This window comes from Embleya sp. NPDC025285 (assembly GCF_055558835.1).
On the sequence record NZ_JBVHLU010000053.1, the window covers coordinates 32,759 to 47,744 of the forward strand.

A 14,986-nucleotide genomic window follows, 5' to 3' on the forward strand; every position below is an offset into this window, starting at 1 on the left:
GACCAGCCATCGCCACATCCGAAACAACCCGATCACCGACACTTCGAGCCGGGCGGGTACCTCGCTCCGAATCCGTTATCAAGATCGAAATGTTGTCGATTCGCGCTCGGGAAGGGCGACTTCGGCGCTACGGTCGCCCCTCGAAGCCCCGCTCAGCCGGCGAGTCTCAGCCCCACCACCACCGACTTGCCACACCCGTGGCGCGGCACCACGGCCCAGGCGGCGGTGAGCGCGCTCACCAGGAGGAGCCCTCGCCCTCCGCATTCCTTCGGTCCGGGCGAGGCGAGTGCGGGCAGGGCCGCGCCGGGGTCGGAGACGGCGAGCCAGCAGTAGCCGTCGGCGGGCCAGAGCACGAGTTCGATCGGGCACCCATCGGCAGGACAAGTGCCTTACAGCAGTGCGTTGGTGACGAGCTCGGACGTCACCAACACGAGCTCGTCGGCGAGTTCGGGGCGACAACCGCGCGGCACGGCGCCCATCACGGCACGCCGGGCGCGCCGCACGGAGGTGGGATCGGCGGGAAAGCTCCAGTGCGACGGGATGACCGGGATCGCGGGGGCGGTGGGGATGGCGGGCGCCGGTTCACCGGCGGGGCAGAGGGATCCGGGCATGGGCAACTCCTGGGCAGCACGGGCTGGATGGGCGCTTACGCGGTGAACGCGTCGCGCTACGGCGCCGGTGGCCTACCTCCCCGAGCGCGAACACACCCGTCCCGAAACAGGCGGGCATGCTCGCGCGGTGCACTTCCGGCATCGCTTTGCGTAGGTGATGCGATACCGAACGTAGAACATGGCGGGGCAAATTTGCCATGCGATCGGAACTACTGAGCCGCCTCTTGGTGCGTGCGCACGGTTGGGCGGCAGACTGCCTTTGACGGCGGGCGAAAGGAACCGGCATGACCCCCAGGACGGTGCTTACCGAACGACAAAGGCGCTTGGGGAGTGAACTGCGGCGGATCCGAACCTCGGCAGGCATGTCCGCCGAGTACGCGGCAGGGCTGCTGGGCGTGGACCGGGGCAAGATCTCCAACATGGAGTCGGGCTCGCGTTCGATCAGTACCGACCGGCTGCGCACGTTGGTATGCAGCTGCGAGTGCACCGACGAGCGGTACATCGAGGCGTTGATCGACATGGCACAGCCGGACATCAAGGGTTGGTGGAACCGCTACCGGGGGACATTGCCCCAAGGTCTCCTGGACATCGCCGAGTTGGAAGCTTCCGTGATCGGGATGCGAGTGGCGAACACCGTGCACATCCCCGGACTGCTCCAGACGTCAGACCACGCCCTCGCGGTCTTCCGGGTAGCCGTGCCCACGCTCCCGGACCACGAAGTCGGGCTCCGACTCGCCCATCGCGCAGAACGGCAAAAGGTCCTCGTCCAAGACGATCCGCCCACGTACCGAGCCGTCATCCACGAAGCAGCACTTCGGATGCAGTTCGGCGGCAGAGCAGTCGCGCGGGCCCAACTGGAACACCTGATCGGCATGTCCGAGCGACCGAACGTCACACTGCTGGTCCTCCCCTACGAAGCAGGAGCCTTTCCCGGCGCGGGTCAAAGCGTCCTCTACGCCGAGGGTCCGGTGCCGCTACTCGACACCGTTCAGGTCGACAGCTCGCACGGGCCTGCGTTCATGTGGGCCGAGAACCAGTTGGCAAAGTACCGAGCACAACTGAACTGGATGGAAGACCTGGCCCTGCCCACCGATCAGTCCTGCGATTTCATCCACCGAATCGCCCGCCACCTGTGAGGAAAACTCCTATGCACGCCATCACTTGGGAAGACCCCTTCTGCGCCGAGGGCAACTCGTGCTTTCGCCTCGGTACAGACGCGAACGGCAACGGATACATCGCGGTCGCGGGACATGAAGACGCTTGCGTCAAGGACTCCCTCGAAGCCCTCCGCACCCTCATCCGAGACATCAAGGCGGGCAAGGCCGACCACCTGCTCTAGGCCCAGGCGTCCGCCAGTGAGTCACGAGAGGTCGCCCACACCATCGCTCGCCAACTCTGAAGGAGTTTCGATGCAGGACATCGCATGGGAAGCCCCATTCTGCGGTGAGGGCAACAACTGCTTCCGCCTGGGCACCGACGTCGAAGGGAACGCCTACATCGCCGTCGCCGGACACGAGGACGAGTACGTCACCGACACCATGGACGCCCTCCGCACCCTCATCCGCGACATCAAAGCCGGCAAAGCCGACCACCTGCTGTAACCCACCGGGCAGACGGGTATCACCCATCACGGCAGCTGTCGCGACCTCGCGACGCCAACCCGTTCGCGCACACCGTCACTTCAGGAACGCCCATGCCTGACATCACCTGGGACGAACCCTTCTGCCAGGACTCCGGAAACTGCTTCCGGCTCGGCACCGACGCGGACGGCAACGGCTACATCGCCGTCGCCGGACACGAAGACGAATACGTCACCGACACCATGGACGCCCTCCGCACCCTCATCCGCGACATCAAAGCCGGCAAGGCCGACCACCTGCTCACCAGGCGCGCCTGGGAGTCATGCGATGACGTTGGGTCGCATGTTGATAGCTGAACGTGATTGACGCCCGTGCGTGTCGCCCGTACGTTGCGAGAAGCCACACTCACCGCGACGACCCCGGACGGGAACGTCGTCACCGCGAGAGGAACCGGCATGGGAACCCACGGCGGTCCACCGGCAGACGACGAGCGACCCATCAACCCCAAGGACCGTAAGCCCTCGAACCCCACCCCGGACAGCCCCCCGCAGCCCGGCGGCGGCGATCATCGCAAAGACAGCAAATGACGGCGCCGATCGCCGAACGCCTCGTCTTGGCCGGGACCATGCCGCCCGGCTGGGAAAGGGCGTTCGTCACCGTCCGGCGCGCGGACTTCGTCCCGACTCGTGTCTGGCCCTTTCGCAACGGCAGCTTCGAACGAGCCATCGACCGCGACCGCGACCCGGATGCCTGGCTCGCCGCCGTCGAGGACGACATCCCGCTCGTGACCCAGTGGGACGACGGCGCCCACACCCGCGACGAACCCGGTGAACTCGCCACCTCGTCCGCATCCGCGCCGACCGTCGTCGCCCTCGAACTCGCCACGCTCGACCTGGCCGACGGCATGCGCGTGCTCGAAATCGGCACCGGGACCGGCTGGACGGCCGCGCTCCTGGCCGCACGTGGCGCCGACGTCACCACCGTCGAAGTCGACCCCGACCTCGCCGCCCAAGCCCGAGCCGCGATCGACCGGACCGGCTACGCCACGAATGTCACCGTCGTCACCGGCGACGGAGCGCTCGGCCACATCCCACACGCGCCGTACGATCGTGTCCACGTCACCGCAGGCGTCCGCAACATCCCGGCCGCGTGGATCGAGCAGGCCGCGCCCGGCGCCGTCCTCGTGATGCCCTGGGGCACCGACTACAACCCCCATGACCAGGTCGTCCACCTGACCGTCACCGGCAACCAGGCCGGCGGCCCGTTCCGGGGCGGGCTGTCGTTCATGAAACTGCGCTCCCAGCGCGCCGAGTTCCCGGACGTCGACTGGCCGGCCACCTGGAAACGCACCGCCCGCGCCTCCACCCCGGCCCTGGCGATCGCCGACGTCGCCGGCGCCACACACCGAGCCGCCGAGTTCGTCACCGGCCTCATGGTCCCCGACTGCATGCCCGATATCTGGGATGACCGCCGCCTGTACCTCTACGGCTGGGACGACAGCGGCGAACCATCCCTCGCCGAGGCGGTATTCCCCGAGGACGGCCCTCCGGTCGTCCACCAGGCCGGACCGCGCAATCTGTGGACCGAGGTTGAAGCGGCGCACGCCTGGTGGACCGCCGCCGGCCAACCGGAAGCCGACCGATTCGGCCTCACCGTCGCCGTGGACCGAAACGGCCGTGTGGAGCAACGCCCCTGGTACGAGACGCCCGCGCGGGAACTGCCCATCCGCCCGTCTTCCCCAAGTCGGAAACGGCGCGGTACGCCTCTCGGTTGAGAAGCGCGCCGCGCCGGAAAGCCGGACCGACGAGCGTCAGAAGACGAAGACGCCTCGGGCGACCTTGCCCGCCTCGGCGTCCTCGACCGCGTGGTGGAAGTCGTCCAGGGCGTAGGTCTGGGTGACCAGTTCGTCGAGGCGCAGGGCGCCGGTCTTGTACAGGTCCGCGTAGCGCGCGATGTCGTACTGCGGGCGCGAGGAGCCGTAGCGGCAGCCCATGATCGACTTGTCCAGGAACATCGAGGACACGTGGAAGGACGCCTCGGCGTCCGACGGCGCGACGCCCAGGATGATCGCCTGGCCGGCTCGCCCGAGCATGTCGATCGCGTTGCGGATCACCCCGACGTGCCCGACGCACTCGAACGCGTGGTCCACACCGCCCGGAACCAGCTCCTGGACCGCCTTGACCGAGTCCTCGACCGCGCGCGCGTCCACGAAGTCGGTCGCGCCGAACTCGCGCGCCACCGCCTCCTTCGCCGGGTTCGCGTCCACGGCCACGATCCGTACCGCGCCCGCGAGCTTCGCGCCCTGGATCACGTTCAGGCCGATGCCGCCCGTGCCGATCACCGCGACGGTGTCGCCGGGCTGCACCTTCGCCCGGTTCAGCACCGCCCCCACGCCGGTCAGCACGCCGCAGCCGATCAGCGCGGCGGACGCGAGCGGGATGTCCTTGGGGATCTTGACCGCCTGGACACCCTTGACCACGATCTGCTCGGCGAACACCGACAGGCCCGCGAAGTTGTAGACCGGCTTGCCGCCGCGCGTGAACGGCTGGTTGAGCTGGCCGAAGCTCTTGGCACACATGGTCGGCCGACCCCGGTCGCACTCACGGCACGCGCCGCACGAGGCCAGCGTGGACAGCGCCACGTGGTCGCCGGGCTTGACGTGCGTGACCAACTCGCCGACCGCCTCCACGACGCCCGCGCCCTCGTGCCCGAGCACGACCGGGGGCGGGAAGGGGATGGTGCCGTTGATCACCGAGATGTCGCTGTGGCACAGACCGGCCGCACCGATCTTCACCAGGACCTCGTTGGCCCCGGGTGCGCGCACCTCGAGGTCGTCGACGATCGAGGCTTCCTTGCCGTCGAAAAGAACGCCCTTCACCGGTTCCTCCTCCATCGGAAATGGGCTGACGAGCCGGGGCGCTCGACGGCTTACCGGCCGGACCGGCTCCGGAGCTTCAAGCGCGCACGCGTACCCGCGCGGCACTCTAGCCCGGAACTGATGAGCAGTCAGCCGGTTGTGACAGTCCTCTCGTCACACCGCGACACCACCTCTGAGCAGCCCGTCGATCACACACGTGTCGCATCGACGTACGGTTCATCACCCGTGCCACAGCGGCCACTTCACACACCGCGCGGCGCCCCCGCCGCGTCCAGGATCCGGTGCATGGCCTCGACCGGGAGAGCGGGATTGCGCGCCGCGTAAGGCCCGAGTTCGGCATCGTCCAAGAGCGCGAGCAGCCGATCCACCGGCACTGCCGGATGCCTGGCGAGCGCGGTTCGCACACACCGCTCCGGATCGGCAAGCAGCCCGAGCACCACATCCGCCGGCGCGTCCGGATCGCGCAGCACAAGCTCGCGCATGCCCGGATCCGGATCGCCCGCGAACCGTGCGAGCCCGTGGGTCGGGAAACCCGCGCGGTAGATCAGCCGACTCCGCCCGCAACCGCGGAAGTCCCGATACGCCCGTAACAGCAACTCCGGCCCGACGCCCGCCTGGTGACGACAGGTCAGCACCCGCACCCCGAGAACTCGTCGGCCCCCGTCACGTGCCGCCCCCGCTCGGAATGTCCACGAGACCCAGGATCCACGGCTTCACCGCGCCGGAAAGGCGGAACCCGTCGGCCACCACGGACCCGCCCGAGTCGGCTCGTCCGCCTCAAGCGGTGTGCGGCGTGAAGACGACGGTCGAGGTGTCCCCGTCCAGGGCGATGTTCAACGACGCGTCGAGCGCCTTCGCCAGGCGGGCGAGCAGCGGGAGGGTCGGTATCGTGCCGCCGAGTTCGATCTTGAAGATCTCCGGCTGCGTCATCTCCGCCCGCTTGCCGAGTTCGCTCTGCGAGATGCCCAGTGCGGTACGCCGCTCATAAACCGCCAAGCCGAGAACCGAGGCCATGCGGATCTCCACATGAATGGCCTGGGCCTCGGGCGATTCGGTGCCGACGGCCACAAGCCGCCAGTCCCGGGTGAGCTTCCAGCGCGTATGGCTCATCAGGATTGTCCCTTCGCGCAAGGATCATCCCCATACACAAGTGTATGGCCGGGCATCCGGGACGCGGCGGCCTCGGATGGTGCGCGGGCCAGGGAGCTGTCGACCCCTGCGGGTGGCGCGCTGCACCCGAGCCCGGTGGGGCGCATGGTGCCGATGGGGCGCACAGGCGGGTGCGCGGACGAATCGTGATCGGGGAAGGGAAATCGGTGCCCACAGGATATTGACGCCTCGTCCGACACTGATCACCCTGAGTGTGGCGGTCGTTCGCGAGGGGACGACGAGGCGCCCGGGACGTGCCCTGGGTTTCCTCGACGAAGTGGGACCGCCATCGTTCCGGGCCTCGTCGCGGTGCCCGGAACGCATGCGGGCCCCGGGACAGGTCGATCCTGTCCGGGGCCCGCACGCCGTCCGGTCTACGCGTGTTCGAGGTCCGCGCCGGTCCGGCCGACCCCGGTCCGGCCGGCGCCGGACCAGCCGACCCGGCAACTCGGCGACCCGGCGACAGCCGAAGCCGGTCGAATCATCCCGTCCTACTTGATCGCCACCGGGTTCACCGGCGTGCCGACGCCGCCCACGAAGGGTTCCGGCGAGGCCTCCAGGAAGAACTCGTACACGCCGTCCGCCGCGCAGTCCTCGGACAGCTCCTCCAGGTTCCAGTTCTGCCCCTGGAGCATGCCCATCTCCACCAGGTGCAGCGCGTGCACCGCCATGAAGCAATCCTCGATCTCCGGCGGGAAGACCTCGAAGGTCACGGTGTCGTTGGCCACCGCCGCCACGTCGCGCGCGTGGAACCACTCGGGCGTGCGCACGGACAGGCCCGGGCCGTAGAAGTACATGTCCTTCTCGCCCGCGAAGTACTGCCGGATCTGCCCCGTGCGCACCAGCACGATGTCACCCGCCCGGACCCGCACGTTGCCGAACTCCTCGGCCGCCTCCAGGTCGGCGGGGGTCACCGCGTACTCCGGCGGCAGGATGTCCAGACCCTTGGCCCGCGCCACGTCGAGCAGCACGCCGCGCGAGACCAGCGTCTTGACGTTGTGGATGCCGAGCTTGCGCGCGCCCTCCTCCGCCGTGACCGTCTCCTTGGCCGAGTGGCCGTTGTAGAGCCGGTCGTCGTAGGTCGCGTGGGTCAGCCCGTCCCAGTGCGTACCCGCCTGGATGCCCATCACCACCGAGTCGTCGCTGGTGGCCACCGTGCCGGGGCCGAAGACCTCGTGGTTGACCAGGAACGTGGTGCGCTTGGGGTTGTCCCGGCCCGGGATCATCCCGTTCTGGATGCCGTCCTCGCGCAGTTCCACGGCCAGCGAGAAGCGCTTGCCGGTGCGCACACAACCCGCCGCGGCCTTGACCACGTCGTCCGTGATCAGGTTGATCGTCCCGATCTCGTCCTCCCGGCCCCATCGGCCCCAGTTGTTCACACGAGCGGCGAGTTCATGAAACTCGGGGGGCAGCGACATAGGGGAGCCTCCTCCAGGCGGTGGTGACACGTGCCGATGGGCACGAATACCGACAGGCGCACTCTCGGAATCCGACGACCGCGCTGTCAAGTGCGTGTGTGGTGCTGCGTCGTGCTGTGTGCTGCGGCACTCTATCCAGGAAAACTAACGGATCGTCAGATAATGTCGGGAGGGCGTTCTCACAGGCTGCGCACCTTGCGTCCGCAAGGCTGCCGGACCTGTGCGGGCGGTCGAAGCGGTCCAGACCGCGGCGGCCGCGCAGCGCGCCACGACCGACCCCACCTGGGCCTCGGCCCTCGACTTCCGGGGCCTACTGGCGAGGCCACCGACTAGGAGCGGACAACACATGGGTGACTTCCTCACGGGCAAGGTAATCGCGGTCACCGGCGCCGGCCGGGGCATCGGCCGGGCCGTCGCACTCGCCGCCGCCGCGCACGGCGCCAAGGTGGTCGTGAACGACTATGGCGTCGCGATGGACGGCAGCGCGCCGACCAGCGAGGTCGCCGACGCCGTGGTGAAGGAGATCGAGGCGCTCGGCGGCGAGGCCGTCGCGGTCGCCGACTCCGTGGCCACGATGGAGGGCGGCGCCCGGATCGTGAACGCCGGCGTCGAGAAGTGGGGCCGGATCGACGGCGTCGTCACCGTCGCGGGCAACCTGCGCGAGCGCATGTTGTTCAACATGACCGAGGACGAGTGGGACAGCGTCATCGCCACCCACCTCAAGGGCACCTTCACCGTCGTGCAGGCCGCGTCCAAGGTGATGAAGACCCAGGGCTTCGGCTCGATCGTCGGCTTCACCTCCGGCGTGTACGCGCTCGGCTCGGTCGCCCAGGCGAACTACGCCGCGGCCAAGGGCGGCATCGTCTCGTTCGTGCGCTCCGCCGCGCTGGGCCTGAACAAGTACGGCGTCAACGCCAACTGCGTCGCGCCGGTGGCCCGGACCCGGATGTCCGAGGGTGTCCCGCAGACGCTCAAGGAGATCGGTGACCCCGAGGACGTCGCGGAGCTGGTGGTCTTCCTGCTCTCCGACCACGCCAAGAACATCACCGGTCAGGTGTACACGACCGCCGGCCCCAAGATCGCGCTGTGGGACCAGCCGCACGAGATCAAGACGATGTACGCGGCCGACCGCTGGACGGCCGAGGAGATCGCCGAGAAGCTGCCCACCCAGATCGGCCAGGACCCGATGCCGGTACTCGCGCAGCTCAAGGAGTACGCGGCCGCCGCGGCCAAGAAGAAGGCCGCCGAGGCAGCTGCCGCCGCCGGCAACTGACCCAGCCCTCGGCAGGCGGTGCGCGCGGGGTTCGAAGTCGCGAACGGCGAACCCCGCGCGCCGCCGTCCGTGCACCCCCCGCGAGATTGGACAGGCTGTGGATTTCCGGTACAGCGCCGAGGACGAGGAGTTCCGGGCCGAGGTCCGCGAGTGGCTCCGGGAGAACCTCTCCGGTGAGTTCGCCGCGGCCGTCGGTACCGGCGGTCCCGGCAGCGAGCACGAGCACTTCGAGATCCGCCGCGCCTGGGAGCTGCGCCTGGGCGAGGGCGGCTGGATCGGCCTGGACTGGCCCAGGCGATACGGGGGCCGCGAGGCGTCCTTGATGCAGCAGGTGATCTTCGGCGAGGAGTACGCCCGCGCCCAGGCGCCCGGCCGGGTCAACCACATGGGCGAGAACCTGCTCGGCCCCACCGTGCTCGCGTTCGGCACCGAGGAGCAGAAGGCCCGCTTCCTGCCCGCCATCGCGCGCGGTGAGGAGTTGTGGTGCCAGGGCTACTCGGAGCCGGGCGCCGGCTCCGACCTGGCCAACCTGCGCACCACCGCGACCGTCGACCCCGAGTCCGGCGACTGGCTGATCACCGGCCAGAAGGTGTGGACCTCGCTCGCGCACGAGGCGAACTGGTGCTTCGTGCTGGCCCGCACCGATCCCGCGTCGCAGCGGCACAAGGGCATCACGTTCCTGCTCGCGCCGATGGACCAGCCGGGCATCGAGATCCGCCCGATCGTCCAGTTGACCGGCACCAGCGAGTTCAACGAGGTGTTCTTCGACAAGGCCCGCGCGCGGGCCGAGCACGTGGTCGGCGAGGTCGGCGCGGGCTGGGGCGTGGCGATGGGCCTGCTCGCGTTCGAGCGCGGGGTCTCCACGCTGGCCCAGCAGATCGGCTTCGAGATCGAGCTGGACAAGGTGGTCGCCGAGGCGAAGGCCAACGGCGCGATCGAGGACCCGGTACTGCGCGACCGACTGCTGCAGAGCTGGATCGACCTCAAGGTGCTGCGCTGCAACGCGCTGCGCACGCTCGGCTCGCCCGATCCCGGCGCGGCCTCGGTGGCCAAGCTGGTGTGGGCGGGGTGGCATCAGCGGCTCGGCGCGCTCGCGATGGACGTGGCCGGCGCCGAGGCCACCCTGGCCGCCGGGGCCCCGTACGAACTGTCCGCCGCGCAACGCCTGTTCCTGTTCACCAAGTCCGACACCATCTACGGCGGGTCGAACGAGGTGCAGCGCAACATCATCGCCGAGCGTGTCCTCGGCATGCCCCGTGAACCGCGAGGAGACGCCAAGTGAGCCCCACCCCCGCCCCCGCCTATGTCGAGGGCCACGGCCTGTTGGCCGGCAAGACCGTCCTGATCACCGCCGCGGCCGGCACCGGGATCGGCTTCGCCGCGGCCAAGCGCGCCGCGGAGGAGGGCGCCGTGATCGCGATCAGCGACAAGCACGAGCGCCGCCTCGGCGAGGCCGCGGACGAACTCGCCAAGCTGATCGGATCCCGCCCGCTCGCCGTCCCGTGCGACGTCACGGTCGAGGACGAGGTGCAGCACCTGATCGACACGGCCGCGCGCGAACTCGGCGGCATAGACGTGCTGATCAACAACGCCGGGCTCGGCGGCGAGGCCAACCTCGTCGACATGACCGACGCGCAGTGGGACCTGGTGATGAACGTGACGCTGAACGGCACGTTCCGCTGCACCCGGGCGGCGCTGCGGCACATGCAGCCGCGCGGCAAGGGTGTGATCGTCAACAACGCCTCCGTGCTCGGCTGGCGTGCGCAGAAGGGTCAGGCGCACTACGCCGCGGCCAAGGCCGGTGTGATGGCGCTGACCCGCTGCTCCGCCGTGGAGGCGGCCGAGTTCGGCGTACGGGTCAACGCGGTCGCGCCGAGCATCGCGATGCACGCGTTCCTGGCCAAGGCCTCGTCCGAGGAACTGCTCGACGAGCTGTCCTCGCGCGAGGCGTTCGGACGCGCGGCCGAGCCGTGGGAGGTCGCGAACGTGATGGTCTTCCTCGCGTCGGACTACTCGTCGTACATGACCGGCGAGGTCGTCTCGGTCAGCTCACAACGCGCCTGACGGCACGTCACTCCGGCGGGCCTGACGGCACGTCACCGCAACGCACCCGACGGCACGTCGCCTGGTCGCGCGCGGCGACCCATCGCGCCGCGCGCCGGCCGCCCCGCCTCTGACGTGTCGTCAAGAACGGCGCCTGGGCCCGGGTATCAGTCCCCGCAGGGACCGACCCGGGCTTTCGCGCGCGCCGGCCCACTCCGGCCCGCGGCTGCCGCGCGCCAGGAAGTCGATGATGTCGGGGAGCAGTTCACTGACTCGGTACGGCGGCCCTTCGGCATCGCCGCCATCGGGGTCCGGGCGGTCCGCGTCGTCCGGCTCGCGTGCCGACCACTCGAACCCACACCACGGGTGATCACGACCACATTGCGGGCAAGCTTTTCCGCTCATGTCCACCCACGATAGGTGGTCGATCGCGGACGCGCCGTAACTTTTCCGGACTTGTCCAGAACCGGTTCGTCGGTCGCGCCCCGGCCGTGCCCGGCGCGCACGCGGGAGCGAGACGGGGCCCACACATCTATTGCCGACCGCCACTCGAAATGAACCGGGGCCGGTGTTACTTTGATCTGACTATCCGTCAGGTTCTGTGCCGGCTGCCTCACCTGCACGTACACAGGTGAGGCTGCCGGCATGGGCGCGCCCCGAAAGGCGACCCGTGGACTTCGACTTCTCCCCCGACCAGACCGCGTTCAGCGAGACGGTCGAGCGGTTTCTCGACGCCAATCCCGACCCTGAAGTGTTCGATGTCACCCGGGAGAACATGGCCCAGGTCGTCGACACCCCCGCACGCCGCGCGTACATGCGCAAGATGGCCGACCAAGGCTGGCTCGGCATCACCTGGCCCGAGGAATGGGGTGGCCAGGACGGCGACGGGGTCTACGAATACCTGCTCAACGAAGCCCTCGCCGGGCGCGGCGGACCGCAGATCGGCAAGGGCGTCGGCATCATCGGCAAAACCCTGCTGGCGCACGGCAGCGACAAGCTCAAGGCCGAGTTCCTGCCGAAGATCCTCAACAACGAGGTCGAGTTCGCGGTCGGCTACAGCGAGCCCGAGGCGGGCTCCGACGCCGCCTCGATGAAGCTGCGCGCGGTCCGCGACGGCGCGGGCTGGCGGCTCAACGGCCAGAAGACCTGGACCACCTCGGCGCACTTCGCCGAGTGGTACTGGGTCGGCGCGCGCACCGACCCCGACGCGCCCAAGCACCACGGCATCACACTGTTCCTGGTGCCGATGGACCACCCGGGCATCACCGTCCGGGGCATCTGGACGATGGGCGACGAGCGCACCAACGACGTCTTCTTCGACGACGTGTGGGTCTCCGACGAGTATGTGGTCGGCGAGCTGAACAAAGGCTTCCAGTACATCTCCCAGGCGCTCGACCTGGAACGCTTCACGATGTTCTCGTTCGCTCCGATCCAGCAGCGCCTGAACGTGCTCACCGAGTACGTCAAGGAGGCCACCCGCGACGACGAGCCGCTGCGCGAGGACCCGATCGTGCGCAAGCAGTTGGCCACGCTGGTCACCGAGGCCGCCGTCGCGCGCCTGCTCGGACTGCGCGTGGTCGCCGCCGCGGCCGGTGGCGGAAAACCGCCCACGGTCGAGGCGTCCGGCTACAAGCTGTACGCCACCGAGCTGTCCAAGCGGCTCGCGAACGCGTCGATGGACATCGCCTCGCCGGGCACCCAGTTGCGGGTGGGCACCGAGGACGCGCCGATGACCGGTCGCGCCGACTCGACCTACCGCTACACCGTGCTCGACACCATCGGCGGCGGCACCTCCGAGGTGCAGAAGAACATCATCGCCCGCCGCGGTCTCGGCCTTCCCAAGAACTTCTGACGGGGCCGCGGTCATGTCCGGAGAGTTCCTGGAAGGCGTCACGGTGTTGGATCTCGCGAGCGTGGGCCCCGCTGCCCGCGCCTCGCGCTGGTTGGCGGACTACGGGGCCGAGGTGATCAAGGTCGGCCCGGTCCCGGCCAAGAGCGGCGTGCAGATCGCGCCGCCCTACTACTCGTACAGCGCGCATCGGCGGATGAAGCGCGTGCTGGTCGACATGAAGGCGCCCGAGGGTCGTGAGGCGTTCCTGACCCTGGTCGAGGGCGCCGACGTGGTGATCGAGAGCTTCCGCCCGGGTGTGGTGGACCGCCTGGGCATCGGCCCGGACGCGGCCGCGGCGCGCAACCCGCGGATCGTCTACTGCTCGACGTCCGGCTTCGGTCAGGCCGGCCCGCACGCGCAACAGGCCGGGCACGACCTGAACTACCTGGGTGTGGGCGGCTTCCTGCACATGTCCGGGCCCGGCGCGGACGGCGGTCCGCCGATCCCGGGCGCGACCGTGGCGGACAGCGCGGGCGGTGGCATGCACGCGGTGATCGCGATCATGGGCGCGCTGTTCCGCCGGCAGCGCACCGGCGAGGGCGCCCGGCTGGACGTCTCGGTGGCCGACGGCATGCTCGCGCTGATGGCGCTGGGCGTGGACGAGTACCTGGCCACCGGCGTCGAACCCGAGCCCAGGCACGGCATCCTGACCGGCCGCTACGCGTGCTACGACACCTACCGCGCGCGAGACGGCAAGTGGCTCGCGGTGGCCGCGATCGAGGGTCGCTTCTGGGCGAACCTGTGCCGGCTGACCGGGCTGGACAAGTGGGCCCCGCGCCAGCTCGACGACGACGCGCAGGACGCGATCCGGGCCGATCTGGCGGCGGCCTTCGCCACTCGCGACCGGGACGACTGGGTGGCCGAGCTGGCCCCCGCCGACACCTGTGTGTCGGCGGTGCTGTCCGTACCGGAACTGCTGGAGGACCCGCAGTACCTGGCGCGCGACGCGTTCACCACCGCCAAGCACCCGGTCCAGGGCGAGTTCCGCCAGGTGGGCCCGGTGCTGGCCGGCCAGCAGGCACCCGCGGACCCGTACCCGGTCCGGGAATCGGGGATCACCGACACCGACGAGCTGCTCGCCTCGGCCGGGCTCAGCCCGGACCGCATCGCCGAGCTTCGCGCTTCAGGAGTGGTCGCATGACGGCACAAGACACCGCGCTGCCCGAGGACGTGGCGGCGCTCATCGGCAAGGTCCAGTACGAGAAGCGGGGTGACTTCCCCGCCGAGCGCGGCTACATCTGGACCTCGTGCGCGTCCGTGCAGAACGGCAACCCGCTGTTCTGGGACGAGGCGGTCGCCAAGGAGTTGACCGGGGGCCCGATCGCCCCGCTGAGCCTGCTGTCCGCGTGGGCCCGCCCGCACTACTGGGCGCCCGGCGCGGAGGGCGAGCAACTCTCCCTCCAGGTGCACTTCGACCTCAAGATCCGCTTCGAACTGCCCGAGGCGATCATGACCGACAACACCAACGTCTTCTACGAACCGGTGCGCCTGGGCGACATCGTGACGTCGCATCAGGTGCTCCGCTCGGTCAGCCCGGAGAAGCGCACCAAGCTCGGGATCGGCCGCTTCTGGGTGATCGACGTCGAGTACCACAACCAGGACGGCGCCCTGCTCGGCACCGAGTCCTACACCGGCTACGGCTACCGGCGGGAGGCCACCGGATGAGCGACCTGACCCTGGACCAGTTGGCCAAGGGCGACGCGCTGCCCACGTTCGGCGTCGACGTCACCGCGACCACGGTCATCCTGGGCGCGCTGGCCAGCCGCGACTGGCGGCCGATGCACCACGACTACAAGTTCGCGGTGGAGCGCCAGGGCGTGCAGGACATCTTCCTGAACACCCCGAACCAGGCCGCCTGGTTCGAGCGCTACCTCAACGACTGGACCGGCCCCAAGGGCCGGATCGGCCGGATGGTGTTCCGGATGACCAAGCCGGTCTTCCCCGGCGACCACATGCTGCTCACCGGCACGGTGGACGACGTCTCGGTGGACGAGGCCGGCTGCGGTTGGGTCCGCGCCGAGATCTCGCTGACCGTGGACGGCGCGCCCCGCACCACGGCCACCGCGCGAATCGCGTTGCCCACCACCCCCGACGACAACCCGTGGGACCGGCGCGGCGAGCGCTGGAAGCCCTAGAGGAGACG

At 69.5% G+C, this 14,986-nt stretch carries 17 protein-coding genes and 1 pseudogene; 12 read left to right on the forward strand and 6 right to left on the reverse strand.

The features are described 5' to 3' along the window. Nucleotides 1-152 precede the first annotated feature (152 nt). Nucleotides 153-353 (reverse strand): ATP-binding protein, encoded by a 201-nt coding sequence (locus ACZ4FV_RS30355; RefSeq protein WP_465323777.1) that lies wholly within the window; start codon nucleotides 351-353, stop codon nucleotides 153-155. A gap of 36 nt (nucleotides 354-389) precedes the next feature. Continuing rightward, nucleotides 390-611, reverse strand: coding sequence for an ATP-binding protein (locus ACZ4FV_RS30360; RefSeq protein WP_465323778.1), 222 nt, complete (start codon nucleotides 609-611; stop codon nucleotides 390-392). Between the two features lie 284 nt (nucleotides 612-895). Here ACZ4FV_RS30360 and ACZ4FV_RS30365 point away from each other — a divergent pair, with 284 nt between their 5' ends. From ACZ4FV_RS30365 to ACZ4FV_RS30385, 5 genes and pseudogenes are all read left to right on the forward strand, one after another. Further along, nucleotides 896-1,747, forward strand: a complete 852-nt coding sequence (locus ACZ4FV_RS30365; protein WP_395866972.1) for a helix-turn-helix domain-containing protein — start codon at nucleotides 896-898, stop codon at nucleotides 1,745-1,747. 11 nt (nucleotides 1,748-1,758) lie between these two features. Continuing rightward, nucleotides 1,759-1,950 (forward strand): hypothetical protein, encoded by a 192-nt coding sequence (locus tag ACZ4FV_RS30370; RefSeq protein ID WP_395866970.1) that lies wholly within the window; start codon nucleotides 1,759-1,761, stop codon nucleotides 1,948-1,950. Between the two features lie 70 nt (nucleotides 1,951-2,020). Then, nucleotides 2,021-2,212 (forward strand): hypothetical protein, encoded by a 192-nt coding sequence (locus tag ACZ4FV_RS30375; RefSeq protein WP_395866968.1) that lies wholly within the window; start codon nucleotides 2,021-2,023, stop codon nucleotides 2,210-2,212. A 92-nt stretch (nucleotides 2,213-2,304) separates the two neighbouring features. Beyond that, nucleotides 2,305-2,493 (forward strand): annotated as a pseudogene (locus tag ACZ4FV_RS30380) (hypothetical protein); the annotation flags it as partial. A 281-nt stretch (nucleotides 2,494-2,774) separates the two neighbouring features. Then, nucleotides 2,775-3,965, forward strand: a complete 1,191-nt coding sequence (locus tag ACZ4FV_RS30385) for a methyltransferase domain-containing protein (protein ID WP_395866966.1) — start codon at nucleotides 2,775-2,777, stop codon at nucleotides 3,963-3,965. 36 nt (nucleotides 3,966-4,001) lie between these two features. On the opposite strand, the gene ACZ4FV_RS30390 is transcribed toward ACZ4FV_RS30385, so the two are convergent. From ACZ4FV_RS30390 to ACZ4FV_RS30405, 4 genes are all read right to left on the reverse strand, one after another. Then, nucleotides 4,002-5,069, reverse strand: a complete 1,068-nt coding sequence (locus tag ACZ4FV_RS30390) for a Zn-dependent alcohol dehydrogenase (protein WP_402234589.1) — start codon at nucleotides 5,067-5,069, stop codon at nucleotides 4,002-4,004. 242 nt (nucleotides 5,070-5,311) lie between these two features. After that, the gene (locus ACZ4FV_RS30395) at nucleotides 5,312-5,710 is read right to left on the reverse strand and encodes a hypothetical protein (protein ID WP_465323779.1); all 399 of its coding nucleotides are present in this window, start codon (nucleotides 5,708-5,710) and stop codon (nucleotides 5,312-5,314) included. A 136-nt stretch (nucleotides 5,711-5,846) separates the two neighbouring features. Next, nucleotides 5,847-6,179 carry a helix-turn-helix transcriptional regulator gene (locus ACZ4FV_RS30400; RefSeq protein WP_465323780.1) on the reverse strand — a complete coding sequence of 111 codons (333 nt, stop codon included), beginning with the start codon at nucleotides 6,177-6,179 and terminating at the stop codon, nucleotides 5,847-5,849. A 530-nt stretch (nucleotides 6,180-6,709) separates the two neighbouring features. Beyond that, on the reverse strand, nucleotides 6,710-7,636 hold the full coding sequence (locus ACZ4FV_RS30405; RefSeq protein WP_395866958.1) for a cyclase family protein: 927 nt from the start codon (nucleotides 7,634-7,636) through the stop codon (nucleotides 6,710-6,712). A 346-nt stretch (nucleotides 7,637-7,982) separates the two neighbouring features. Between ACZ4FV_RS30405 and ACZ4FV_RS30410 the strand changes: the two genes are divergently transcribed. The 7 genes from ACZ4FV_RS30410 to ACZ4FV_RS30440 all read left to right on the forward strand — a co-directional run bounded on the left by ACZ4FV_RS30410 (nucleotide 7,983) and on the right by ACZ4FV_RS30440 (nucleotide 14,978). Beyond that, complete coding sequence (locus ACZ4FV_RS30410; protein ID WP_395866956.1) at nucleotides 7,983-8,909, forward strand: SDR family oxidoreductase; 927 nt, start codon at nucleotides 7,983-7,985, stop codon at nucleotides 8,907-8,909. A 97-nt stretch (nucleotides 8,910-9,006) separates the two neighbouring features. After that, nucleotides 9,007-10,191, forward strand: coding sequence for an acyl-CoA dehydrogenase family protein (locus tag ACZ4FV_RS30415; RefSeq protein ID WP_402234584.1), 1,185 nt, complete (start codon nucleotides 9,007-9,009; stop codon nucleotides 10,189-10,191). Then, on the forward strand, nucleotides 10,188-10,973 hold the full coding sequence (locus ACZ4FV_RS30420; RefSeq protein ID WP_402234582.1) for an SDR family oxidoreductase: 786 nt from the start codon (nucleotides 10,188-10,190) through the stop codon (nucleotides 10,971-10,973). The genes ACZ4FV_RS30415 and ACZ4FV_RS30420 overlap by 4 nt, the downstream gene beginning before the upstream one ends. 649 nt (nucleotides 10,974-11,622) lie before the next feature. Then, on the forward strand, nucleotides 11,623-12,804 hold the full coding sequence (locus ACZ4FV_RS30425; protein WP_395866951.1) for an acyl-CoA dehydrogenase family protein: 1,182 nt from the start codon (nucleotides 11,623-11,625) through the stop codon (nucleotides 12,802-12,804). Between the two features lie 13 nt (nucleotides 12,805-12,817). Next, complete coding sequence (locus tag ACZ4FV_RS30430) at nucleotides 12,818-13,984, forward strand: CaiB/BaiF CoA transferase family protein (protein ID WP_402234580.1); 1,167 nt, start codon at nucleotides 12,818-12,820, stop codon at nucleotides 13,982-13,984. After that, entirely contained in the window at nucleotides 13,981-14,508 is a 528-nt protein-coding gene (locus ACZ4FV_RS30435) for an FAS1-like dehydratase domain-containing protein (RefSeq protein WP_395866947.1), read from the forward strand. The genes ACZ4FV_RS30430 and ACZ4FV_RS30435 overlap by 4 nt, the downstream gene beginning before the upstream one ends. Beyond that, complete coding sequence (locus ACZ4FV_RS30440; RefSeq protein ID WP_406297268.1) at nucleotides 14,505-14,978, forward strand: hotdog family protein; 474 nt, start codon at nucleotides 14,505-14,507, stop codon at nucleotides 14,976-14,978. The genes ACZ4FV_RS30435 and ACZ4FV_RS30440 overlap by 4 nt, the downstream gene beginning before the upstream one ends. Nucleotides 14,979-14,986: the final 8 nt, after the last annotated feature.